The organism is Cellulomonas triticagri, from assembly GCF_003696205.1.
Classification (GTDB): Bacteria; Actinomycetota; Actinomycetes; order Actinomycetales; family Cellulomonadaceae; genus Cellulomonas; species Cellulomonas triticagri.
The window spans coordinates 33,436-58,214 of sequence record NZ_RFFI01000002.1 but is presented as its reverse complement, the minus strand read 5'-3'; the positions used below and the strand labels follow the sequence as shown (position 1 = coordinate 58,214).

At 71.0% G+C, this 24,779-nt stretch carries 15 protein-coding genes; 12 read left to right on the top strand and 3 right to left on the bottom strand.

Features of this window, described 5'->3' with window-relative positions; genetic code table 11:
- Both EBM89_RS00700 and EBM89_RS00695 read left to right on the top strand, forming a co-directional pair.
- Entirely contained in the window at positions 1–396 is a 396-nt protein-coding gene (locus EBM89_RS00700) for a hypothetical protein (RefSeq protein WP_122147543.1), read from the top strand.
- Positions 397–539: 143 nt separating this feature from the next.
- Complete coding sequence (locus EBM89_RS00695; RefSeq protein ID WP_147463407.1) at positions 540–1,883, top strand: tyrosine-type recombinase/integrase; 1,344 nt, start codon at positions 540–542, stop codon at positions 1,881–1,883.
- A gap of 257 nt (positions 1,884–2,140) precedes the next feature.
- Here the strand turns inward: EBM89_RS00695 and EBM89_RS00690 are convergent, their stop codons facing one another.
- Positions 2,141–2,332, bottom strand: coding sequence for a hypothetical protein (locus EBM89_RS00690; protein ID WP_122147541.1), 192 nt, complete (start codon positions 2,330–2,332; stop codon positions 2,141–2,143).
- A gap of 372 nt (positions 2,333–2,704) precedes the next feature.
- Here EBM89_RS00690 and EBM89_RS00685 point away from each other — a divergent pair, with 372 nt between their 5' ends.
- The 3 genes from EBM89_RS00685 to EBM89_RS00675 are packed head-to-tail and all read left to right on the top strand — an operon-like array spanning position 2,705 to position 5,801.
- Positions 2,705–3,730, top strand: coding sequence for an SMODS domain-containing nucleotidyltransferase (locus EBM89_RS00685; RefSeq protein ID WP_158609427.1), 1,026 nt, complete (start codon positions 2,705–2,707; stop codon positions 3,728–3,730).
- Complete coding sequence (locus EBM89_RS00680) at positions 3,727–5,244, top strand: ThiF family adenylyltransferase (RefSeq protein WP_122147540.1); 1,518 nt, start codon at positions 3,727–3,729, stop codon at positions 5,242–5,244. The genes EBM89_RS00685 and EBM89_RS00680 overlap by 4 nt, the downstream gene beginning before the upstream one ends.
- A 14-nt stretch (positions 5,245–5,258) precedes the next feature.
- On the top strand, positions 5,259–5,801 hold the full coding sequence (locus EBM89_RS00675) for a M67 family metallopeptidase (protein ID WP_158609426.1): 543 nt from the start codon (positions 5,259–5,261) through the stop codon (positions 5,799–5,801).
- Here EBM89_RS00675 and EBM89_RS00670 read toward each other — a convergent pair.
- On the bottom strand, positions 5,798–7,063 hold the full coding sequence (locus tag EBM89_RS00670; RefSeq protein WP_158609425.1) for an SAVED domain-containing protein: 1,266 nt from the start codon (positions 7,061–7,063) through the stop codon (positions 5,798–5,800). The two genes, EBM89_RS00675 and EBM89_RS00670, sit on opposite strands and share 4 nt — an antisense overlap.
- 524 nt (positions 7,064–7,587) lie before the next feature.
- On the opposite strand from EBM89_RS00670, the gene EBM89_RS00665 reads away from it, so the two are divergent.
- Together EBM89_RS00665 and EBM89_RS00660 are read left to right on the top strand one after the other, a co-directional pair.
- A complete protein-coding gene (locus EBM89_RS00665; protein WP_147463406.1) occupies positions 7,588–8,025 on the top strand; it encodes a hypothetical protein in 438 nt (145 codons plus the stop codon).
- A 135-nt stretch (positions 8,026–8,160) separates the two neighbouring features.
- Entirely contained in the window at positions 8,161–8,877 is a 717-nt protein-coding gene (locus tag EBM89_RS00660; RefSeq protein ID WP_199731918.1) for a DUF6088 family protein, read from the top strand.
- Positions 8,878–8,917: 40 nt separating this feature from the next.
- Here the strand turns inward: EBM89_RS00660 and EBM89_RS00655 are convergent, their stop codons facing one another.
- On the bottom strand, positions 8,918–9,274 hold the full coding sequence (locus EBM89_RS00655) for a MarR family transcriptional regulator (RefSeq protein WP_147463405.1): 357 nt from the start codon (positions 9,272–9,274) through the stop codon (positions 8,918–8,920).
- Between the two features lie 956 nt (positions 9,275–10,230).
- Between EBM89_RS00655 and EBM89_RS00650 the strand changes: the two genes are divergently transcribed.
- From EBM89_RS00650 to EBM89_RS00630, 5 genes are all read left to right on the top strand, one after another.
- Positions 10,231–11,439 carry a tyrosine-type recombinase/integrase gene (locus EBM89_RS00650; protein WP_147463404.1) on the top strand — a complete coding sequence of 403 codons (1,209 nt, stop codon included), beginning with the start codon at positions 10,231–10,233 and terminating at the stop codon, positions 11,437–11,439.
- Positions 11,436–12,431, top strand: a complete 996-nt coding sequence (locus EBM89_RS00645; protein ID WP_147463403.1) for a tyrosine-type recombinase/integrase — start codon at positions 11,436–11,438, stop codon at positions 12,429–12,431. Before EBM89_RS00650 ends, EBM89_RS00645 begins: the two co-directional genes overlap by 4 nt.
- A gap of 408 nt (positions 12,432–12,839) precedes the next feature.
- Positions 12,840–17,951, top strand: coding sequence for a DEAD/DEAH box helicase (locus tag EBM89_RS00640; protein ID WP_233571446.1), 5,112 nt, complete (start codon positions 12,840–12,842; stop codon positions 17,949–17,951).
- Between the two features lie 15 nt (positions 17,952–17,966).
- Positions 17,967–20,804 carry a DUF8741 domain-containing protein gene (locus EBM89_RS00635; protein WP_122147531.1) on the top strand — a complete coding sequence of 946 codons (2,838 nt, stop codon included), beginning with the start codon at positions 17,967–17,969 and terminating at the stop codon, positions 20,802–20,804.
- Positions 20,804–24,769 carry an Eco57I restriction-modification methylase domain-containing protein gene (locus EBM89_RS00630; RefSeq protein WP_122147530.1) on the top strand — a complete coding sequence of 1,322 codons (3,966 nt, stop codon included), beginning with the start codon at positions 20,804–20,806 and terminating at the stop codon, positions 24,767–24,769. Before EBM89_RS00635 ends, EBM89_RS00630 begins: the two co-directional genes overlap by 1 nt.
- The last annotated feature ends 10 nt before the right edge of the window (positions 24,770–24,779 follow it).

Genomic DNA, 24,779 nt, shown 5'->3' with positions numbered 1-24,779 from the left:
ATGCACACGCGCACCACGCCCCTGCCCCCGGTCGACCTGGCCGACCCGATCTGGACGGTCGAGCACGTCGCCCTGGCGTTCCGGGTCGGGATCCGAGCCGCCCGCTCGCTGATCGCACGCCCGGACTTCCCGGCCGCGTCCCGGCTCTCGGAGGCCCGCACGGCGCGGCAGTACTGGCGCCGGGAGCGTGTGCTCGACTTCGTCGACGCCGCCGCCACGGCCACCCCGGAGCAGGCGACCCCGGCGCCCGTGGCACCCCGACGGGCGGCCACCACGGGCGAGCCGGCACCCGCCACCGCGGCCGCCGGGCCCGACCTCCCGCGGTACGCCGAGACCGACCACGACGCCCTGGCCGCGATCGCCGCGCTGCGCGCCGCGCAGGCGGTGGCGTCGTGACCGCCCGGGGCGCCGGCCTCCCGGTCGGCACCAGCGGTCGGGTCACCCTGTACGAGCCCACGGCCTCGCGGCCTACCTACCGGATCACTGTTGTCGACGACCAGGGTGTTCGGCGAGACCGGTCCGGGGGCCGGTCTCCCCAGATGGCCTGGAACCGGGCCCAGGAGCTGGACGCCGAGCAGTCCGGTCGTGTCGACCCGAAGTCCCGCACCCTCGGAGACCTGGTCGCCGAGTACGTCAGCACCCCGCTCGGACGCAAGTGCGACAAGCACGGGCGGCCGCTCGGGACGAGCTGGACGGACACCCACCACACGACCGTCACCCAGGACCTCACCCGGGCCGTCGGCGAGGTCGCGACCCTGCCAGCGCACGCGCTGGACCGCGCCGTGGTCGACCGGATGCGCACGGCCTGCGGGACACCCGGGATGGTCGGGCAGATGACCCGGCACGTGCGCGGCTTCCTGAACTGGGCGTGCCGGCAAGGAGCGCTGACCGACACCCAGGCGGCTCTGCTCCCCTCGCAGCACGCTCCCCTACTCGAGCCCCGGTTCCCGCAGCCGGAGGCACGACCGTCGCGGCACCGGACCGCGCCCCTGGTCGGGCAGGCTGAGGACTACGTGGGGCCGGAGGACTGCCCGCAGCACGAGGCGGTACGCGCGTTCGCCGACGAGCTGCAACTGCGGATGCGTTGGGGTGCGCTCGCTGTGCACTTCGCAGCCGCCACCGGACTTCGCGTCGGCGAACAGTTCCAGCTGCGCGCCGATGACATCGTCGAGCGCGAGGGCCACCTCGTCGTTCGGGTCGACTGGCAGTGGTCCGCCGGCCGCACCCGGCGAGCGCGACCCAAGACCGGCAAGCGCCGCCGGGTGCCGGTGCCGCCGATCAACCGAAGCGGCATCGGCCTCGAGCAGATGCTTCTGGACCGGGTCCGCGCCGCGCGGGCCGAGCAGGCGGCCGGCACCAACCCGGAAGCGCTGCTGTTCCCCGCGCCCGAGGGCGGCATGTGGTGGTCGTCCAACCTCAACGAGCTCCTGATCAGGGCCCAGAAGGCCGCTGGATGGAGGTTCGAGATGGTCACCGAGCGGCGCAAGCTCCGCAACGGCGCGACTAGGGACATCAGGGTGACCCAGATGCAACACCCGTGGCACTCGCTGCGGCACCGGTTCGCTCGGGACATGATCGACTGGTTGCGGCTCACCCCGGCCCAGCTGATGGCGATCGGAGGCTGGGCCAGCCTGGAGGTGCTCAGCTCCCGGTACTACCGCTCCGGCAGCGAACACTGGGGTGCGGCCACCAACGCCGTGCACGGTGCCGACGGCCCCGCGGCGCAGGCGCCCTGGGAGATGGTCGCGGTGGCCGTCCACGACACCGGTGCTGTGCCATCGCGGCACGCCGGCGTGCGCTCCACAGGCCGGCGCACAGACGGACCGAGAACGCCCGCGCACTCGGTCAGGGTGGCGGGCCGCAGGCACGCACCGCACTCCTGAGGCCCGCAGGGAGGGGCGCATCGCGCCGTCTCTCCACCCAGCCGACGACGACGTGCCCGCCGCACTCTCGGACGCACCGCTCCTCGACGGCAGGCTGGCATCTTCACGTCAAGAATCTGCCGGTCGTACACGAGAGTGTCGTGCACAGCCGGGACCTGATCGCGCGAGCCGTCAGCGTACGAGGTTGGCGCCGGCCGCGAGGAGCTCCGCTCGTGACCTCGGCGACCGCGTGAGGGCAGACCGGAGGTCGGCGCGCCTCATCGCGGTCGTTCGACGCGCCCGGTCGCTGCGCCGGAGATCAGCATGACGCCCGCACCGCGGGCCAGAGCGTCGACCACGTCAGCGAGCACGGACCGCGCCTCCGACCGCTCGTCGAGCAGTTGCAGGGCGGCGCGCACGACATCGAGATCGGACGGCTCCGCACCGTCTACCCTGGCAATGATCCGCACGGGTGGCCTCCTCTCGTACCGGGCTCCCACGGCCCGCGACGTGTGTGCTGCGCCGCCGCGCCTCGAACCGACCCCACGCGCGGAGCCAGCGCCGCGTGGTGCGGCCCGAGCAGCCCAGGCCCCGTCCACGAGCCACGAGCCACGAGCCTGGCACCGACCTCAGACGCAGTTGGGGTCCCGTGGACATCTTCGGGCCGGCCGGTGCACCCGGGATGCGCACCACCGGAACGCTCAGGACACATCCGCGGGGTCGTCGCACAGCCCGTGCGACAACCCCAGCCGGTCGACCCGAGAGCACCCGAGGGCCCGGCGGTGTCGGCGGCAGGCTCTACAGTCCCCTCACAGGTCCAGGACGCGATCAAGGGAACCGACATGCCGCTGCTGTTCACGCAGTTCTCCGAAGCTCGCAGCAACATCGAACCCACCGAGGCAGACAAGGCCAACGCCCCTGTGGCACACCAGGAGGTACGCGACGTCCTGGCGGCCGACCCGGTCATCGCCGCCTGGGGCTTCTCGCCGATCCTGATCGGCAGCTACAAGCGCGACGTGTCCATCCGCCGGATGAAGGACGTGGACCTGTTCGGTCGGCTGCCCGATCTGCCCGACGACGTCGACCCGGCGACGCTGCTCAAGGAGTTCGAGCGGGTGCTGAAGGCCGCGTTCGGCTCCGAACGGATGAAGCGGCAGGCGCGCAGCATCCAGATCTCGTTCCCCGACCTCGACGGCCTGTACGTCGACGCCGTCCCGGCTCGGCCCTGGACCAGCCCGTACGGCGAGGAGGTCTGGCAGCTCCCGAAGCGCGGCGAGGACGGGTGGCAGGCGACCAATCCCGAGCGCCTCACCGCCCTCAAGACCCAGCTCAACGACGAGTACGACAAGCTGTACGTGCCCGTCGTGAAGCTGCTCCGGCAGACCCGCCGCTCGCTGCACGGCAAGAAGAAGCCGGGCGGCCTCACCGTCGAGATGGCCGCCGTCGCCGCGTTCTCCTCCGGTGCGGTCGTGCACGGCACACTGCCCGAGGTGTACGTCTCGGCGCTCCGCGAGACGGGTCAGCAGCTGTACAACGCGTTCGTGCTGGGCTGGGGCCTCGACGACCCGACGCTGCAGGGCGAGAAGCTGTACGTCCGTGGTGAGGACGCCGACAAGCAGGCGCTGGCTAACTCGTTCGTCGAGGCCGGCGAGCGCGCGCAGGAGGCGCTCGACGCCGATGACGACGACAAGTGCTCCGCCGCGAAGACGTTCCGCGACATCCTGGGCAAGGCGGTCGATGATCAGGGTGAGCAGGACTACGTCTTCCCGATGCCGGACGACTGCAACCTCAACGGGACCCGCAAGATGTTCACTGAGGTGCGCGCGGGTGATTCCCAGGTCGCCGGCGGCACCCGCCGATTCGGATGAGCTCGTCTTCGGCACCCGCGGAGCAGCTGCGTCTGGCCGGGGTGCAGGCGCGGGAGGTCCTCGCCGACGCGCTGGCGCGACGCGCGTTCGAGCGGCAGGGCCACCTGAAGGACACCTGGCGCGGCGTGCTAACGCACCGCGGTGGTGCTGTCACCGTGCTCGACATCGCGCTGCCCCCGGACTTCCCGTTCACGGTGCCGGTCGTCAAGCCGCTCACGCGCGCCGCCGCGAACGTGTGGGCCGGCCAGGAAATCGAGGAGTATCACGAGGCGTCATGGTCCTGGCACCGGGAACGCAAGGGCCACCTGTGCCTCTTCGAGCGCGGCGACCCCACCCGGCTGCCCTGGGCCGACCCCGGCACACTGTTCGAGCAGATCGAGGCGTGGCTCGACCAGGACCTCGACGGCTGGCCGGATGACGAACCCGCCCTGGACATGGACCGGTACTTCCGCGGCTCCGGGCTGACCGTGCTGTTCGGCGACCTCGCGCCGGTAGCAGGCCGGGTCGTTCAGCTCCGTCCGGCACGCTACGGCTGTCGCATCGTGGGCGAGCCCGCTCGCCCGCGCCGCGGCAAGCGTGGGCGCCTACTTCCGTGGCCGCGCTCGAGCGCCCTGGTCCTGGATCTCGGTGAGCTGACGTCCCCGATCCGCGACTGGTCGTCCCTGGTGGCCTCGGCCGGCCCCGATGCCGAGAAGCTGGTCTCCTCCGTGCACGGCGGGATCCGCGAGCTCGTCCTGCGGTACCGGCGGGGTGAGAGCGTGGGGGCGCTCGCGCTCGAAGCGCGACCCCAGGGGGACGGCGTCGCGCTTCGCGCGCACGTGACGGCACCGCTGGATCGCGCCTCGCTGCAGCGCCGGTCGCACCCCCGGCACGCCGAGCTCGGGTCCCTGTCGGTCTCGGTGCTCGGTGTCGGTGCGGTGGGCTCGGCCGTCGCCGACCTGCTGCACCGCTCGGGGGTCGGCCACCTCGAGCTGGTCGACCCCGATCGGTTGCTGCCGGGGAACGTGATACGTCACCTGGCGGGCCACGAGCACGTCGGTCGAGCGAAGGTCGCGGCCGTGAAGAGCGTGCTGATGCGCACCAGGCCAGGAACCGGCTGCCGGATCGATGCACGCGAGGACACGGTCACGACGCTCGCGGATGCCCGCACCCTGCTGGAGTCCGTGGATCTGGTCGTCGATGCGACCGCGGACGCGACGGCGTCGACCCTGCTCGCGGCGGCGGCCAGCGCCGGCGCGGGCCGTGCGGTGAGCGTCGCGGTCCTGGCCGATGGCGTCGCCGTCCGGGTCGATCACTGGCCGGCTCCCGGCACGGGCGCGCTGCCGGAGCCAGACCTGCCGCCGACGGCGCCCGGGGTGTACGAAGCGGGCTGCAGCAGCCCGGTGAGCACCACTCCCCCGGCAGCGGTCTGGGAGGCAGCAGCCGTCGCGGCTAGGCACGCGATCGACGAACTGCTGTCCATCCCGCACACAGCTGGCGAGGAGCGTCGTCTGCACCCGCGACCGTCACAATGAATGGACCGAGCATCGTGATCGCCGCCGAGGCGCTCGCCGCCATGCACCGCGCGGGAGAGGCGGCACTGCCACGAGAGACCGGTGGCATCCTGGCAGGGTTCCGCAGTGGCGAGACGATCGTCGTGACGCGGGCGCTGCTCGTCGCCGACCCCGCGAGCACGCACGTCACCTACGAGCTCGATCAGGCGCGCGCGAAGGCGGCGTTGGATGGCCTGCGGGCGGATGCGCCGCCCGTGGTCGGGTTTGTCGGCGACTGGCACACGCATCCGCGGGACGCGCCACCCAGCATGCTCGACCTCGATAGCCTCACGCGGTCCGCTGGGGACACAACCGACCACGTCGCTCTGCTGGTGCTGCCGTACACCGGTGCGAGGCCCGGCCCGACGTACGCCCGGTTCGCCGCCGTGGTCGTGTCGCGGCCCGGGCGCGCGCGCAGCCGCCGCCGGGTCAGGATCCACGACGTCGGGCTCCTGCTTACCGACATCGAGGCCGGAGCGCTGGAGCTCGAAGCGCAGGACACGAGCGAACGGGCGGCCGCACGTCTCGAACGTCCCTAGTCGTGCAGGAGAGTCTCGACGGGGCGGCTCTGGTCGGCCGGGGACGTACGCAAGGTGGGCACGTAGCGGGCGGACTCCCCGGTGTCGTCCCACTCGTACAGCACCCCCCGGACGGTGTTCAGCAGCCTGCCGATGAGCGGCGCCAACCCGAACGGTCCGCGGTAGACGATGTGCGCCTCCGCGCCAGCGTGCCGGTAGGTCAGCTCGCGCACCACCGCCGCGGCCGTTCCTGCAAGTGCGGCTCCTCGGCCGGGGTCGAGCATGCCATCGGCGGCAGGGCGCACGTGCACAGCGGCGGCGAACGGTGTCGGCACCTGGTCCAGCAAGGCCAGCCAGGCTCCGTCGTTGGGCATCGGCATCAAATCGAGGTAGACGGCGACCGCCCGCGCATCGTCCGCCCCCGTGATGTGCTCCTCGGCGACGTGCAGCAGGTCCGGTTCAGCGCCGAAGGCAGGTGCACCCGCGGACCAGGTCTGGTCGTACTGGTCGAGAACCTCGATCCGTCCGATCCGCGTCGTCGGCAGCAGGACACCGAGTGCGAGCGCGACGCTGAGGTGCGCACCCCCGCTCAACCGGACCTTGGACGCCCCTGCATCGATCACCGCATCCGCGATCCCGGGGGCGCTGTCCGCGAAGTACCGCAGGCCTGTGGCGTCGGGGAGACGGCCGGACCGGGCTGGCCTGACTCGCAGGTCGAGCGCGGCACCCGTCCGGTCCACGCTGGCGCCGGAGTTCCTCGTCTGGACGCTCAACCGCAACCAGCCGTCGCAGGCAGCCACCCGCTCCCGGAGATTCCGCACGCGGAGGCGCCGCACCCGTTCGACGAGCTGACGCATGCCGTCCGGGCTCGCGACCGAGTCCTGGACGAACCCCGCCAGCTTCCCGTCGTCTCGGCCCAGCAGCCGGTCCGGTGCACCGTAGTCCGGCTCGCCCCACGCCACGACGTCGTTCGCGATCGCGAGCCCGAACGAGCTGTGGGCTGCCAGCTCGATCAGCCGAGGTGCCTCGAGCTCGCGCACGATCCGGGAGTTGGCGACGTCCTCCGTGATCACGAGGATCCCGCCGGCGAGGCCGTCGGCCAGCGCTTCCTCGAGCCGTGTCTCGGTGTCACCGGGCGAGAGGTCGGCAGCATCCCGCCACACCAGCACGCCGGCCGCTCGTAGCCGCCACATGATCTCGTCTGTGACCTGTGTGCCGTCCTGCTGCCGGTAGGACAGGAAGTGGGGGCCGATCGGGTCGAACGTCTCGTCCATCTGGTTCATCAGCGCTCCCCTGGCGTCGTCGGTGCAGTCGCACGCTATCGCCGCGCACCGACAAGCCGGTGCGGCCAGCGATCGTCCGCATGCGCTGCGGGGCGCTATCGTCGCCGACAAGACGGTCGTGGGCGCCGATGTCCACGCGGCCTTCGAGGACGACGTCACGGAGGCAAGTCCAGCAGGAGCGATCATGCCCATCGAGTTCCGTCCTGTGCGACTCCCCCAGCGCACGCTCACGCCCGAGCAGGCCGCCAAGTTCGCGGCGCTCCGCGAGGAGATCGAGACCGAGCTGGCCGCGCGGGCCTACGGAGCGCCGCGCCGCGCAAGTCGCATTTGGGCCCCGCGGCTCCGGAGGGAGCGCTAGACCCCGGCCGGAACCGCGTTCCTCCGTCGCACCAGCTCTTGGGCGGGTGGGGCCTTGCCGCGAAGCTCCCCGCAAGCGCTCCGGAAACGCGGGGGCGGCGACGAACCCGCAGCGGGTGCCTGGCGTCGTGCGTGGCGTGTCGGGGGCCGGTGCGAGGCTGGGTGGTATGAACCCGATCGAGCCGGAAGCACGAAGCACCGTCACGGTGCTCCGCGTGGGCGCGAGCGAGGGGATGTGGCGGATCGGTTCGGCCGGTTCCACGTACTACCTCCTGGACCTGGACCGTGTCGCCGTGGTCCGGGTCCGCGGCGTCGGCTCAGGGCGCTTCCCTTTCGACGGTCAGTGGAGCCACCTGCTCGAGGTGAGCTCGTGGGACCTCGGCTCGGGCGTCCCGGAGCCTGACATCGTCCGAGTCGGGTGTCGGCCCCGCTACACCTTCGACCCGCACCCGACGTGGCCGGACGAGGAGTGGCGCTGGCAGCGCGTCGTGACCTCGATCTGCAGGATCACTCGCGAGGACGCCGCAGCACTTCGTGCCCAGTTCGCCGCCGGCGAGGAAGGCGAGCGACGAAGCACCGCCGAAGGCGAGCCCATGCCCGACTGACCGACCTCGGACAAGGTCGACACCCGCCGAGGAGCGTCCGCGCCCGTTCCCGCCGCCGACTTACCGGGTCGGACGCCGCGGCGATCTTGCTGGAGCTGACCTCGGCGAGAGGGCGACATGAGTACTGCGCGCACCGTGCGTGAGCGAGTCCGCGGGCAGCGTGACGCGTTTGTCACCATCGACGAGTTCCGTGGCGAGCCCCGAACCGCCGTCGCGCGTGAGCTGCAGCGGCTGGTCCGCCGGAACGAGCTGGTCGCGGTGCGCCGGGGCTTGTATTACCGCGGTCGACAGCAGCAATGGGGCATGACCCGGCCGAGCAACGAGCAGATCGTCACCAGGATCGCCGGCCGCAAGGGCGTCGGCCCGTCAGTCCTGCTGGCAGCGAACGTGCTCGGCCTCTCGACGCAGATCCCCGCGGTGGAGACCTACGCAGTGGCTGGGCCTCGCCCGCGCGACTTTGCGACCATCCGACTCGCCGGACGCCGGGGCCGGCTCGCACGCCGGCAGCACGGTCTCTCGGCGATCGAGGTCGCAGCACTGGAGGTGCTGGACGCCTGGACAGACGTCATCGACGTGCCACCTCACCAAGCGATGAGCCTGCTTTCCTCGGCCATCACCCGCGGTGTCATCGACGCGCGCCATCTTGCGGCGGGCGCCGTCGATGAGCCTGCATCGGCCCGCGAGCGCCTACGGGTGCTGCTGGCCGATGCAGGACGCCCCGAGCTCGCGGCCAGTATCCGCCGGGCGAGGGACACCTCGACCCGTGAGGCCGCACTCGCCGGTCTCGCCAAATGCAGCCCGAGTGCCGGCGGAGTCCTTCGAGAAGCCGCCAGCCTCGCGACCAGGCGCTGAGCCGTGCGCCCCCGGAGACGAGCTCCCGAGCGCGGCCCGGTCAACGGCGATCGCCGGCATCATTCAAACGGGTGATCGCCTTGACAGGCATTCGCGAGGATCGGCAGAGCTCCTCGCGCGTCTTCTGATCGGCGCGCGAAGCCAGATGCGGGTTGATCACGATCGCCGGGTGCCCGAGGGATCTGGTCCGACGCACGACCTGCCGCTTCGTCAGCCGTGTCAAGGCGGTGGACACCGACGAGGGGTGCAGCCCGGTCGCCTCGGCGGCCTCCACGCCCGCGAAGTGCGGCACGACGTTCGAACCCAAGCGGATCCGCGCCAACAGGTAAAATAGGAGCGACAGCTCCGACGGCGTCGCGTCCGATCTGCTCAGATCGCTCAAGAACTGCGAGCTCACCATCACGAACTCGTGCTGCCGATGACGGACACGAGCCCGATCCTCCGACGCCAACATCAACTTGCTCCCCTCTCGCGTGGACCTGATCACCGTGCGAACCGTCACGGGAACCACGAGGGGCGCAGTCACCGCACGGGACCGTGGAGACACGGCACGGACCACCGTGCACATCCAGCACGGCGACGGACAGGGGGGGCAGACCCAAGAAGCGGCTGCGCCACATCCTGGTGATCAGGCGGTTCCTGGCACGGTGGACTTCGCCGCACGGCGATGTGACCTTCGCCGTATGACGAAGATCAGTTGGCTGCACCCACCCCCTGGCGCGTCAATCCCACGACCAGCAAACTCCGGCTCGCGAAAGTCGCGTGACGTCCGGGGCCGCGCCGAGTACTTCCATCGCTGACGTGGGCGGGGGATCCGTGCTGCCCGGCGTTGTCCGCCTGCAGTCCGCCGCCGCTCGATCGCATGGATTCCCCACTACGATCCGCGGGCGTTCAGACTCATCACCCCGAACCGCCGAGAGCGCATCGTGATCGCAGATCCGTGCTGAGCGATCCTCGATCACCGAGTGCCCATGATCAGCGATCGGCGATCACTCGACCCGGATCGGCGATCACAGGTCGCCCAATCACGACTGACCTCGATCCCCGGCCGAGCGGATCGTCCCCGAGCCGATCGGAAGCGATCGGCCAGAAGCGCCCTTCCGGGGTGCGAGCGAACTCCCCGGTGGCTGACGCCACGCCTGCGGGAGGACGAGACGCGATGCCGAAGCGCATCGCGAACGTCCCCGTCGGCGCGCGGACCTGGGACGTCGAGACCCTTGCGGCTGCTCTGAGCGCGCGGACGGTGCCGCGTGGCGGCTCAAGGTGAGCCGTGAAGGGCACGGGAAGAGCTATTCCCGTTCCCTTCGAACTCGCCGGGCTCGGCCCGGCCGGAGGGCACCTACAGTGAACGCCATGCACCCCGCGGGCCCGCCCGCACCCGGGCACCCCACCGCCCACGGCGACACGCCGCGAGCCGGGACCGACCCGGCCACGGACCCGCTCGCCGACTTCCTCACCCGCGCCAAGGACGCCCGCGCCCGGCACCGGACCACCGCGGCGGAGACCGCCGGCGGTCGCCCGCAGGACTGGGCACACCCGGACCGAGGGGCCCACCTGGCGCTGCCGATTGGGCACCGTCCGGTCGACCGGGCGCTGCTCCGCTCCAAGGAGGGTAAGTCACGCACGAACTTCCTCCTCGAACTCCGTGTGGTGTACGCGATGCTCACCGGTGTCGATCGTCAGGCCGTGACCCTCGAGCACTTGCAGGCATTTCCCTGGCACCAGGTGGACCTCGACGGGGCAGCGGACTTCCGTCGAGCGGTCTACCGGCGGTACGAGGTCCAGGGCACGCGCAACGACAAGGTCTGCGCGCTCCGGCGCGTGCTGGACGAGTGCTACAAGCGCGGCTTGATCTCCGCCCGGAGGCTCGACCTGCTGAAGGAGACGCTGTACACACTCGCGGTCGACCAGGACTCGACCCGCCGCCGTCGGCTCAGCTCGGACGAGATCGCGGCGCTGCTTCGCGCCTGCGCCTCGAACCGGGATCAGCGGGCAGCGGCGCGGGACGCCGCGATCATCGCGTTGTTCCGCACCTCCGGGATAAGAGGCTGCGAGTTGGTGCGCACGAAGATCGCCGACTTCGACCCGGCGCAGCACAGCCTGCTGTTGCGGGAGACGAAGAACGGTCGACCTCACGTGATCTTCCTGCACCCGCAGGCGGAGGAGTACCTGCAGCTGTGGCTTGCCCATCGGGGACCTCAGCCCGGCGCGCTGTTCTCCGCATTGAACCGCCACGACCTCACCCCGTTGAACGTCTCCACGGTCCGCGACATGGTGCACCGCCGGAGGGTGGAGGCGGAGGTCGCACCGTTCGGCGTGCACGACTTCCGGCGCACCTTTGCTAGCGACCTGCTCGGCCGGTTCGATCCGGCGCTGGTGTCCAAGCTCTTGAACCACCGCAAGCTCGACAGCACCATGCTGTACGACGTGCGCGGTGACGAACTCAAGCGCACTGCAGTGGCCTCGCTGGCGCTACCGGCCGTGCCGCTGCTCGGCCCTGAGCCGACGATCGTGCCGCCGGAGGACGGCACCGAAGCCGCCGTCAAGGCGTGCACGCCATGAGCGACCGGCACGGCCTGCACGTGGTCACCCCAGAGGAGAACGAGACCGCAGCGCTCCGAGCTGCGGCGCTGGCCCGGTTCGAGGCGCGATACCGGCACAACCCCGAAAGCCGCCGCACCATGCGCGGGGCGCTCGACCGAGTGGCTCAGACGTTCACCGGCGGCCGCCAAGACGCGCGCACCTTTGCGTGGGAACTCCTAGCCGACGAGGCGCTCACCGAGGAGGTCTGGGGCACCGCCGAGCGGAGCTACTCCCGGAATACCGCTGTTCGGGACGCCTCGGCCCTGCGGGTGATGCTGGAGTGCTGCGAACGCGTCGGTCTGCTCACCTACGAGGAGTACCGGCACGCCCGGTCGTTCGATACCCGCGGGGTCGGCAAGGTGCGTGAACCGGCGGGGACCTTCCTGACCCCCGACGATGTCGTGCGGATCGTGCGAGCGTGCCTCCAGGGGCCGGGCACGGAGCTCACCCGGATCCGGGACGCCGCCCTGGTGTTGACCATGGCCGGCTGCGGAGCGCGGCGCCTGGAGATCGGCGGTGTCCGCCTGCAAGACGCGCACCTGTCCGATGCGCGGCTCTGGCTCGGTCACACCAAGGGCGGTCGGCCTCGGGACGCCTACCTACACCCGACCGCAGTCGACGCGCTCACCCGGTGGATCACGGCGCGCGGGCCGGAGCCCGGCCCGCTTTTCGTCCCGCTGTCCCGGTCGCGGCCCCTGTTCGACCGCGGCGCGTTGAGCGACCACCAGATGTGGAAGGTCCTCACTGAGCGCGCCCGGCAGGCCGGTCTCGGGCGGGTCACGCCGCACGACATGCGTCGGTTCCTCATCTCCAACCTCCTCGAGACGGTGGATGTCACGCTGTTGGCTCGGGTCGTCGGGCACAAGCGGCCGAGCACGACCGCTCAGTACGACCGCCGGCCCGCGGCCAAGCAACGCGACGCCGTTGCCACGCTCTCGCTGCCGATGATCGATCTGACCGCACGGTCCTGACAGGCGCCGGGGTACGAACTGCGGAAGCTCGTACCCCGGCGCTGGCTGCGACAGCGCGGACTCGGCCTACTTGGGGAGCTCATCGGAACTCCGAGGCGGCCCATCATGAGGCGGGCAGCTGGGCGCGCCCAAGGGCGGCGGTGCCCTGCTCACCTCCGCTCGCTCCCGCCCGCGTCGGCGCGACCATCAGCGAGACCGAAGAAGAGGCAGTCGTGTGTATTTCTTCCGTGACGTGCGCGTCTGCCGTCTATCCGTTCCGGCCGATGGCACACTCGAGGGAAAGAGGCATCGAATCGAGGGGGTCACAACGGCGTGGACGTGTTCGCCATCCGCGACCGATTGATCGCTGACTACCGCGGGTTCACATCTGGGACCATCGAGGTTCGCGACCCACGAGTCTCCGCGCACGTGGTTGACCTGCTCGACGGCGGCGCGCAGTGGCCGGATCCGTGGCTGAGCCTCAACCCGAGCTTCGAGACCGGGGGCGCCGTCAGCGACCTCGTCGCCGAGGGACTGCTCCACCCCGAGAACGAGCGCATCTTCCGCGTGAAGAAGCACGCGGACGACGCCGGTACGTCCACGCTGACGCTGCATCGCCACCAGCGAGATGCCATCGAGGCCGCGCGCAGCGGCAAGTCGTACGCGCTGACGACCGGCACGGGCTCGGGCAAGTCGCTCGCGTACATCGTGCCGATCGTCGACGCAGTGCTCCGTGAGCAAGAGGCCGCAGGTGGCTCGCGGGTCCCCGGGGTCAAGGCGATCGTCGTGTACCCGATGAACGCGCTGGCGAACTCTCAGACGCTGGAGCTCGAGAAGTTCCTGAAGTACGGCTACCCGGCTGGCCAGGAGCCAGTGACGTTCGCCCGATACACCGGACAGGAGTCCGACGAGCGCCGCCGGGAGATTCTCGCGAACCCGCCGGACATCTTGCTGACGAACTACGTCATGCTGGAGCTCGTCCTGACGCGTCCGGACGAACGTCTGCATCTGATCCGCGCCGCGCGTGATCTGCGCTTCCTCGTGCTGGACGAGCTGCACACGTACCGCGGGCGGCAGGGCGCCGATGTGGCCCTCCTGGTGCGACGTCTGCGTGACACGTGCGCGTCGCGGTCGCTGCAGGTGATCGGCACGTCCGCGACCATGGCGTCCGGCGGGTCGGTCGCCGACCAGCAGGCGACGGTGGCCGACGTCGCGACGCGCCTGTTCGGGTCCGAGGTGACACCCGAGCGCGTGATCGGGGAGTCGCTCACCAGGGCGACGGCGCACGATCTCGTCGACGGACCGGCGCTCACGAGTTCGGTCCGTGCCCCGCAGGCGCTTGCCGGTCTCACGTATGCCGAGCTCGCCCGCAACCCGTTGGCGTGCTGGGTGGAGACGACGTTCGGCCTCGACAGTGAGACCCAGAGCGGACGCCTCGTCCGCCGTAAGCCCACGACGGTCAGCGCTGCAGCGACGCTCCTGGCGGAGCGAACCGGAGTCGATGAGGAGCTGGCGTCCGAGGCCATCCGTGCCGTCCTGCTCGTCGGGTCGAACGCACGCCACCCGGTGACCGGCCGACCGCTCTTCGCCTTCCGGCTGCACCAGTTCCTGTCCAAGGGCGACACGGTGTACGTCTCGCTGGAGCCCGAGGGCACCCGCTACATCACGAGCACCTACCAGCTCCGAGTCCCTGGCGACGCGAGCAAGGCGCTGCTGCCGCTCGGGTTCTGCCGCGAGTGCGGACAGGAGTACCTAGTCGTCGCGAAGACGAGCAGCGGGCGTGAGTCGTTCGTCCCTCGTCAAGACGCCGACGCCTCGGGCGGTGACGCCGTCACGGGCTACCTGTACGTCTCCGAGGACCTGCCGTGGCCCGCGGACCCTGTGCTGGAGAACCGTCTCCCCGACCACTGGCTCGAGTCCGATCAGTCCGGGGCGACGGTCGTCCTCGAGACCAAGGCAAAGTACCTTCCCACGGAGGTGTGGATCGCCCCGGACGGTACGGTCACGGCGCCGGGCGCCGGCCTGCGTGCGTGGTTCGTGTCGACTCCGTTCGCGTTCTGCATGCGCTGCCGGGTCTCCTACGAGCAGGTGCGTGGCAACGACTACGCCAAGCTCGCGACTCTGGACCGGGAGGGGCGATCCTCGGCGGTCACGGTCGTCGCCGCGAGCGTCGTGCGGTCGCTGAAGCAGCTCGGCCCGTCCGATCTGGCGGCGGACGCGCGCAAGCTGCTGACGTTCGTGGACAACCGGCAGGACGCCTCGCTGCAAGCGGGGCACTTCAACGACTTCGTGCAGATCTCCCAGCTGCGCGGTGCGTTGTACCGTGCGTTGGCGGACGCGCCCGAGGGGCTGACGCACGAGGTCGTGGCGCAGCGGGTGGCAGACGCGCTGCGGCTGGAGATGGCCGACTTCGCTGCGAACCCGGAGGTCCGGTTCTCGGCGAAGGAGTCGGCGCTGCGGGCGCTGCGCGCGGTGATCGAGTACCGCGTCTATGCCGACCTCCAGCGCGGCTGGCGCATCACGATGCCCAACCTCGAGCAGACGGGGCTGCTGAAGGTCTCCTACGTCGACCTGCCCGAGATCGCCGCGACCCAGGAGATCTGGGAGGGCACGCACCCCCAGCTGCGCGATGCCCCCGCGGCGCTGCGTGAGGAGCTGTGCAGCATCCTGCTGCACGAGATGCGGCGAGTGCTCGCGGTGGACGTGGACTGCCTGACACAGCTTGGCTTCGAGCAGATCCAGCGCGACTCGCGCCAGCACCTCACCGGTCAGTGGGCGCTGCCCGACGACGAGAAGGTCGCGGCGGCGGGTGTCGTGTACCCGCGTGGGACGACGAAGAGGAAGGGCTGGAACGACCTGTTCGTCTCGGGGCGCTCCGCGTTCGGCAGGTACCTGCGCCGGGACGCAGCGCTCGGACGCGACATCAGCACCGACGACGCGGAGCTCGTGATACGGGACATGTTCCGTGTGCTCTGCGACGAGGGCGGACTGCTGGCGGAGGCCGACCCGGTCGAGGGCGTGCCGGGGTACCGGCTCAAGGCTTCAGCGATCCGCTGGCGGGCGGGCGACGGGCTGAAGGGCGCGGAGGACCCGCTGCGCAAGAGCACCGACAGCGAGGCGGTCATCCGGGTCAACCCGTTCTTCGCCGACCTGTACCGGGAGGTCGCCGAAGGGCTGCGTGGCCTGCACGCGATGGAGCACACCGCCCAGGTGCCCGGACCTCAGCGCGAGGTGCGCGAGCACGATTTCCGCGACGGGCGGCTGCCGCTGTTGTTCTGCTCGCCGACGATGGAGCTCGGCGTCGACATCGCGAGCCTCAACGCCGTCGGGCTGCGCAACGTGCCGCCGACCCCGGCCAACTACGCGCAGCGGTCAGGCCGCGCGGGCCGCAGCGGCCAGCCGGCTCTCGTCGTGACCTACTGCGCGACGGGCAACGCCCACGACACCTACTACTTCCGCAACTCGCGGGACATGGTCGCGGGGTCCGTGGCCGCGCCGCGGCTCGACCTCGCGAACGAGGACCTCGTGCGGTCGCACGTGCACGCCGTCTGGCTCTCGGAGACGGGCCAGTCGTTGAAGTCGCGGATCACCGACATCGTGGATGCCTCGGGTGAGCAGCCGACGCTCGACGTGATCCCCGAGGTCTGGCGCGCGCTGACCGAGCCCGAGGTGCAGCGCCGCGCGGTGGTCCGTGCCGGGGCGGTCATCGAGGAGCTGCGCGGCGCGTGGGACGCCGTCGACCAGGTGATCTGGTGGTACGACGGCTGGGTCGCCGACCAGGTGCGTTCGGCGCCGACCGCGTTCGACCACGCACTGGAGCGGTGGCGCCTGCTGTACCGCACGGCCCTCTCGGAGTACCACGCGCAGTCGAAGCTGGCGGTCGACCCTCGCGCACCCCGGTTCGAGAAAGAAGCCGCGTCGCGCCGGGCATGGGAGTCGAAGAACCAGCTCGCGCTGCTGCGCAACGAGGACTCGGAGCACGGTCAGACCGACTTCTACTCCTACCGCTACTTCGCCTCCGAGGGCTTCCTTCCCGGGTACTCGTTCCCCCGCCTGCCGCTCGCCGCGTACATCCCCGGCGGCCGGGGCAAGCGGGACGGGGACTACCTGCAGCGTCCGAGGTTCCTGGCGATCAGCGAGTTCGGTCCGGGGTCGCTGATCTACCACGAAGGCGCCAGGTACGAGGTGGAGCGGGTGCAGCTCCCGCGCTCCTCCGAGCAGGCAGGCGTGGCGGACACCGAGGAGGCGCGGCGCTGCGAGGCCTGCGGCTACCACCACCCGAGCGGCGAGGGCGCCGACGTCTGCGACTCGTGCGGCGCCCAGCTCGGACTCAAGACGTACAACCTGCTGCGGCTGCAGACCGTCTTCACGCGACGTCGTGAGCGGATCAGCTCCGACGAGGAGGAGCGTCGTCGCGCGGGCTTCGAGCTGGAGGTGTCGTACCGGTTCCACGACCACGGCGACCGGCCCGGTCGGGTCGACGCCGACGCGATCGGCGACGGGCAGACGACGGCGACGTTGACGTACGGCGACAGCGCGACGATCCGCGTCGCGAACGTCGGGCGCCGCCGCCGCAAGGACCCGAACGACCGCGGCTTCTTCCTCGACGTGACGACGGGCCGCTGGGCGCAGAAGAAGGACGCCGAGGACGCGACCGTCGACGCAGAGGCGTTGCTCTCGTTCGAGGACGCGAAGAAGGTGCTGAAGGTCATCCCGTACGTCGAGGACCGCCGCAACATCCTGCTGCTGCGTCTGACTCGGCCGCTCGACGACTCGGCGGCGACGACGCTGCGCTACGCGCTCGAGCGCGGTGCGGAGGCGGTGTTCCAGCTCGAGGACTCCGAGCTCGAGTCGCAGCGGCTGCCCGACCTCGACGGCCGCGGCCGCATGCTCCTGACCGAGGCAGCCGAAGGGGGCGCCGGAGCACTCCGCCGCCTCGTCAGCGAGCGTGGGGCGCTGGCGAGCGTGGCGCGCAAGGCCCTCGAGATCGCACACTTCGACCCTGACTCAGGAGCCGACCTGGGGCACTCGCCGAACGCGGCGCCCGGCGCCGAGCGGTGCGAGCTCGCCTGCTACGAGTGCCTGCTGGCGTACGGCAACCAGCACGAGCACGCGTTCATCAACCGGCACGTGGTGCGCGATCTCCTGCTCGAGCTGGCCGGCGCCGACGTGCGCACAGGTGCAGGCGGACGCAGTCGCTCGGAGCAGCGCGACTCGCTGTCGTCGCTCGCGGACTCGGGCCTGGAGCGCATGTTCGTCACCTGGCTCGACGAGCACGGCTACCGCCTGCCCGACCGCGCGCAGTCTCCGGTCGAGGAGGCGCACGCCCGTCCCGACCTGGTTTTCGATCTCGCGACCGGGCCGGTCGCCGTGTTCGTCGACGGCCCGGTGCACGACGACGACACCCAGCGCACGCGCGACCACGATTCCCAGGAGCGCCTGGAGGACCTGGGGTGGATGGTCATCCGCGTCCGCCACGACGACGCCTGGGAGGCGGTCGTCGCCCGCTACCCGTCCGTGTTCGGCACCGCCCGTAGCTGATCTGGAGCACCACCGATGACGACAGCCACCTATGCGCCCGGTTCCCTGGTGCGCGCCCGCGGACGCGAGTGGGTCGTGCTGCCCGACAGCCGGCCGGAGTTCCTGCTGCTACGGCCTCTCGGCGGCGGGAACGACGACGTGGCCGGCCTGCACACGGCGCTCGAGCCGGTCGAAGACGCGACTTATCCGCTGCCGAGTCCCGACGACCTCGGCGACGCGACCAGTGCCGGCCTGCTACGCACCGCGCTTCAGCTCGGCTTCCGGTCGTCGGCCGGGCCGTTCCGGTCGCTCGCCGGAATCGCCGTCGAGCCTCGGGCGTACCAGCTCGTCCCGCTGCTGATGGCGCTGCGGCAGGACACGGTGCGGATGCTCGTTGCGGACGACGTCGGCATCGGCAAGACGGTCGAGGCCGGGCTGATCGCCGCCGAGCTGCTCGCCCAAGGAGATGCCAAGCGCCTCGCTGTCCTGTGCAGCCCGGCGCTCGCCGAGCAGTGGCAGGCCGAGCTGGCGAGCAAGTTCCACATCCAGGCGGAGCTCGTGCTGACGTCCACGGTTCGCCGCCTGGAGCGCGATCTGATGATGAACGAGTCGCTGTTCGACCGGTACCCGCACGTGGTCGTGTCCACCGACTTCATCAAGTCGGACCGACACCGCGCCGAGTTCCTCAACCACTGCCCGGACCTGGTGATCGTCGACGAGGCGCACACCGCCGTCTCGGACACGGTCGGCGGCGGACGCCAGCGGCACCGCCGGCACGAGCTCCTCGAGGACCTCGCCCGTGACCCGAAGCGACACCTCATCCTGGTCACCGCGACGCCGCACTCCGGCAAGGACGAGGGCTTCCGCTCCCTCGTCGGGCTGCTCGACCCCGAGCTCGCGACGATCGACCTCGACCGGCCGCACGGACGGGAGCGGTTGGCCCGGCACTTCGTGCAGCGACGCCGCGGCGACATCCGCCGCTACCTCGACGAGGACACGCAGTTCCCGTCGGACCGCGAGCTGCGCGAGGTCGCGTACGCGCTCAAGCCCGAGTACCGAGCCCTGTTCACCAAGGTGCTCGACTACGCGCGCGAGCAGGTCCGCGACGCGGGTGACGGCACGGTGCGCCAGCGAGTGCGCTGGTGGTCCGTGCTCGCGCTCCTGCGCACGCTCGCGTCGTCTCCGGCGGCGGCCGCCGCGACGCTGCGGATGCGCGCGGCTGCGGCCGAGGCGGCCGACCTCGCCGAGGCCGACGCGCTCGGCCGCGCGAGCGTGCTGGACACTGCGGACGACGAGGCAGTCGAGGCGGCGGACGTCACCCCCGGCGCCCTCACGGAGGACGCCGAGACCACGACCCCGTCCGAGCGATCCCGGTTGCGCGCGCTGGCCCAGACGGCCGAGTCCCTGCTCGGCCCCGCCGCGGACGCGAAGCTGTCGACTCTCGTCAAGGAGGTCAAGGGGCTTCTCGCCGACGGGTTCGACCCGATCGTGTTCTGCCGGTTCATCGACACGGCGGAGTACGTCGGCAAGCACCTCGCCGACGAGCTGAAGAAGACAGCCGAGGTCGCTGTCGTCACCGGCACGCTGCCGCCGGCCGAGCGGCAGGAGCGGATCCGAGCGCTGACCGCCACGGACGCCCGGCACGTGCTCGTCGCGACCGACTGCCTGTCCGAGGGGGTCAACCTGCAGGACGCGTTCCAGGCGGTCGTGCACTACGACCTGGCGTGGAACCCGACCCGTCACGAGCAGCGCGAGGGACGCGTCGACCGCTTCGGCCAGACGGCACCGACCGTGCGGGCGGTGACGATCTACGGCAAGGACAACAGCATCGACGGCCTCGTGCTGGATGTGCTGATCCGCCGCCACCAGGCGATCAGCAAGGCGACGGGCGTGTCCGTGCCCGTCCCGAGCGAGTCCGACTCGCTGCTCGAGGCGCTCTTGGAGGGGCTGCTGCTGCGCGGCGTGGACCACGAGCAGCTCGAGCTCGACCTGGGCCTCAAGGAGGCCGACCGGCGCCTCGAGGTCGAGTGGCGCTCGGTCGCCGAGACCGAGCGGGCGTCGCGCACCAAGTACGCGCAGGGCGCGATCCACCCCGACGACGTCGCGCTGGAAGTCGCCGAGGTGCGTTCCGCGCTCGGCGCGCACGGGCAGATCGAGCCGTTCGTCGAGGAGTCCTTGCGGGCGCTCGGCGCGTCCGTGACGTCGACCGGCGACGGGTTCGAGGCCATCACCGACACGCTGACGCCCGGGCTGCGCGACGCCCTGCCACTGGGCTTCGTCAACCCTCTGCCGTTCCACCGCCAGATGCCCGTGCCACGGCGGCACGCCTTGCTCGTGCGGACCGACCCGAGCGTCGAGGCCGTCGCCCGGTACGTGCTCGACACCGCCCTCGACTCCGCCACCACGCTCCACAGGGCTCCGGCGCGGCGGGCGGGGGTCGTCCGCACCCGCCACGTCGCCGCCCGTACCACGGCCCTGCTGCTGCGCTACCGGTTCCACCTGGACCTCCCTGCGGCCGACGGGCCGCGGACCCTCATCGCCGAGGACTGCGAGGTCGTCGCGTTCCGCGGCCAGCCCGACGCACCGGACCTGTTGCCGACGGACGAGGTCACGTCGCTGCTCGCGGCGCAGGCGGACGCGAACGTGCCGGCCGATCAGGCGCGCGATCACATCGCCGCTGCTCTCGAGCGTGTGAGCGCCCTCGGACCGCTGCTCGACTCCCGAGCGGGCGAGCGTGCCGACCGGCTGCTGGAGAGCCATCGCCGCGTGCGGGCGGGCGCAGGGGCGACCCGCCAGGGGCTGCGCGTGCGCGCCCAGACGCCGGTGGACGTCCTCGGCGTGTACCTGTACCTGCCCGTGGTGGGGAGCCGTTGATGGCCGGGGACTTGACCGCGGTGCGGTCCGTCGGGGCGTTGCTGCCCGCCGATCTGCTCGCGCGCGTCGCTGCCGGTGACGGCGAGCTCGGCGGGTTCTCCGGCCGGGACTACCACCTGGCCGCGGGTGAGACCCCGCGCGAGGCCGCGAACCGGGCGTGGGCGTACCTCGTCGGTGTGTGGCCGTCGTTCCAGGACGCGCTGTCGCGGCTGCCCGAGGGCGACCCTGCCGTCGGAGTGACACGTGAGCGCTGGTTGCAGGTGCTGTTCCGCGAGCTCGGCTACGGGCGGCTCCAGGCGACGCCGGTCGGTGGGATCACCGCGTCGGGCAAGGCGTTCCCGGTGTCGCACCAGTGGGGCGCCCTCCCGATCCACCTGCTGGGGTGGGGCGTCGACCTCGATCGCCGCACCAAGGGTGTGCCGGGCGCCGCCGAGCGCGCCCCGCACGCGATGGTGCAGGAGCTGCTCAACCGGTCCGACCAGCACCTGTGGGCGGTCGTGTCGAACGGCCGGGTCGTGCGCGTGCTGCGCGACTCGACCTCCTTCTCGGCGCAGTCGTTCGTCGAGTTCGACCTGGAAGCGATCTTCTCCGGCGAGCTGTTCGCCGACTTCGTCGTGCTGTTCCTCCTGCTGCACCAGTCCCGTGTCGAGGTCCTCCCCGACGGCGGCGGCCCGTCCGAGTGCTGGCTCGAGCGGTGGCGCGCGACTGCGATCGCGACCGGCGCACGTGCGTTGTCGCTGCTGTCCGACGGCGTGCAGGCCGCGATCACGGACCTGGGTACCGGGTTCCTGCGTGCGACGCCGTCGCTGCGGGAGCGCATGGAGGACGAGTCGCTGCACCTGGCCGACTACCACCAGGCGCTGCTGCGACTGGTCTACCGGATGCTGTTCCTGTTCGTCGCGGAGGACCGCCAGGCCCTGCACCCCGACGACGCCGACCCGACGGCGCTGGCCCGCTACCGGGACTACTTCTCGACCGCCCGGCTGCGGCGTCTCGCGCTCAAGCGCCGCGGCACCCGGCACGGCGACCTGTGGCAGGCGCAGCGGCTGCTGATCAGCCGCCTCGGGCAGGATGACGGCTGCCCCGAGCTCGCGCTTCCCGGTCTGGGCGGCCTGTTCGACGACGACGGCGCCGAGCTGTTCACCGACGCCGACCTGCCCAACGACGCGCTGCTGTCCGCGATCCGGCACCTGTCGACGGTCCGGCCCAAGGGCCAACCGCTGCGCACCGTCGACTACAAGAACCTCGGTGCCGAGGAGCTCGGCTCGATCTACGAGTCGCTGCTCGAGCTCGTGCCGCGCTACCACCGCACCGAGCAGCGGTTCACCCTGGAGAACCTGGCCGGCAACGACCGCAAGACCACCGGCTCGTACTACACCCCGTCCTCTCTGATCGACCTGGTGCTCGACGAGACCCTGACCCCGCTGCTCGACGAGGCCGAGCGCGCCGCCGACCCGCAGGCCGCCCTGCTCGCGATGAGCGTGTGCGACCCCGCGTGCGGGTCCGGGCACTTCCTGGTCGCCGCCGCCCGCCGCATCGCCGAACGCCTCGCGATCGTCCGGTCCGGCGAGACCGACCCCACTCCCACCCACCTGCAGGACGCGCTCTACGACGTGGTCGGCTCGTGCATCTACGGCGTCGACCTCAACCCGCTGGCCGCCGAGCTCGCCAAGGTCTCCCTGTGGTTGGAGTCCATGCAAGCCGGTCGCCCGCTGTCGTTCCTCGACGCGCACATCAAGGTCGGCAACGCCCTGCTCGGCACCACCCCAGCCCTGCTTGCCGGCGGCATTCCCGACGCCGCGTTCACGGCCCTCGCCGGCGACGACAAGCCCTTCACCACGGCTCTGAAGAAGCGCAATAAGGCCGAACGCGAGACCACCAGCGATACCGGGTCGCTGTTCGACCTGGTCGACGTCGGCGAGTCCACCATCGACCTGCGCGGGCGTCTGTCGAAAGCCGTCGCACCCGCCACCGGCGCCCCACGCCTACGCGAGGTCCACGCCGCGCAACTCGCCTACGCGCAGTACCAGGCCTCCCCCGAGCTGAACCGGGAGCGCCTGCACGCCGACGCCTGGTGCGCCGCCTTCGTCCAGACCAAGACCCCGGGCGCCACCGCAATCACCACCGGCGTGCTGGACTCCCTGCACGCCGGCACCGCGCCCGACGCCCTCGTCCGTGCCGTCCAGCGCCTCGCCGCCCAGTACCAGTTCTTCCACTGGCACCTCGAGTTCCCCGACGTCTTCGACACCACCGCCCCGATCGGGGAGCACGGCTGGACCGGCGGCTTCACCGCCATGGTCGGCAACCCGCCGTGGGAACGCATCAAGCTGCAGGAGCAGGAGTTCTTCGCCCAGCGCGACGCCGAGATCGCCGGGGCCGCCAACGCGTCCGCCCGCAAGAAGGCGATCGCAGCGCTGACGGCGAGCAACCCAGGCCTAGCCGACGAGTGGGGTGCCGCCAGCCGCGGCGCGGAGGGCATGAGCCACTACCTGCGCAAGTCCGGGCGCTACCCGCTGTGCGGCGTCGGCGACGTCAACACCTACAGCGTCTTCGCCGAGTTGTTCCGCTCGTCGATCGCCCATGCGGGCCGGATGGGGATCGTCACGCCGACCGGTCTTGCGACCGACGCGACGACCTCCGCCTTCTTCTCCGACACCGTCTCAACCGGACGCCTCACTGCGTTCTACGACTTCGAGAACGAGGCGAAGATCTTCGAGAACGTCCACCACGCTTTTCGGTTCTCGGTTTCGTGCCTGACTGGCGGCACGCGCGTCACACAGGCACGACTTTCGTTCCTGACCCGTCACGTCGCGGATGCGGTGACCACCCGATTCGGACTCGAACCGTCCGAGATTCTCGCACTGAATCCAAACACGGGGACGCTGCCGATGTTCCGCTCTCGCCGAGACGCCGAGATCACGCTCGGTATCTACCGACGATTTCCCGTCTTAGTGAACGACTCCACAGGCGAGAACCCCTGGGGCCTGCGATTCGGCACTCTCTTCCACATGTCCAACGACTCCGGCCTGTTCGAGACGGCCGACGACCTGCTCGAGCGCGGCGCCGAGCCCGACGGGTGGGCGTGGACGCTCGGCGCACAGCGCTGGCTGCCGCTGTACGAGGCGAAGATGCTCTCGCACTACGACCACCGCTACTCGACGTACGCCCACGCGACCGAGGCACAGCTCAACATGGGCACCCTCCCCCGCCTCACCGACGAGCAGCACGACGACCCCGACCTCGAACCCCTCGCCCGCTACTGGGTCGCCGAAAAGGACGTCGAGACCGCCATCGCCGACCGCTGGGACCGCGACTGGTTCCTCGGCTGGCGCGACATCGCCCGCTCCAGCGACGCCCGCACCTTCGTCCCGAGCGTCCTGCCCCGCTCCGCCGTCGGTCACGTCTTCCCAGTTGCGTTCCTGGCGGATCCGTCAGATGCCACGACGTGGCAGGCCGTGACCAGCACGTACATCCACGACTACGTCGCGCGCCAGAAGCTCAGTGGCACCCACATGACGTATGGCGTCGTCACGCAGCTCGCCGTGCCGGCGCCGAGCACGTTCGCCGGATCGCTGGCCGGAGTGATCGGCGGAGAACTTCGGTCGTGGCTCGGCGCGCGCGTCGTGGAGCTCAACTACACCTCACGCCATCTCATTGGCTACGCACGAGAGAACGGTGTGGAGGGTGCACCGTTCCGCTGGGATGTCGCTCGTCGCGAGCAGCTCCGCGCCGAGCTCGATGCTGCAATGTTCCTGCTCTACGAACTCGACCGCGGTGAGGTGGAGTACGTCATGGACTCGTTCTTCGTCGTGCGCAAGTACGACGAACGCGACCATGGCGAGTTCCGCACCAAGCGCCTCATCCTCGAGACCTACGACGCGATGAAGGCCGCCGCGGCCGCCGGAACGGTGTATGTCAGCCCCCTCGACCCGCCCGCCGGCCACGGCGCGCGCCACGACCACTGACGGAGGCCGC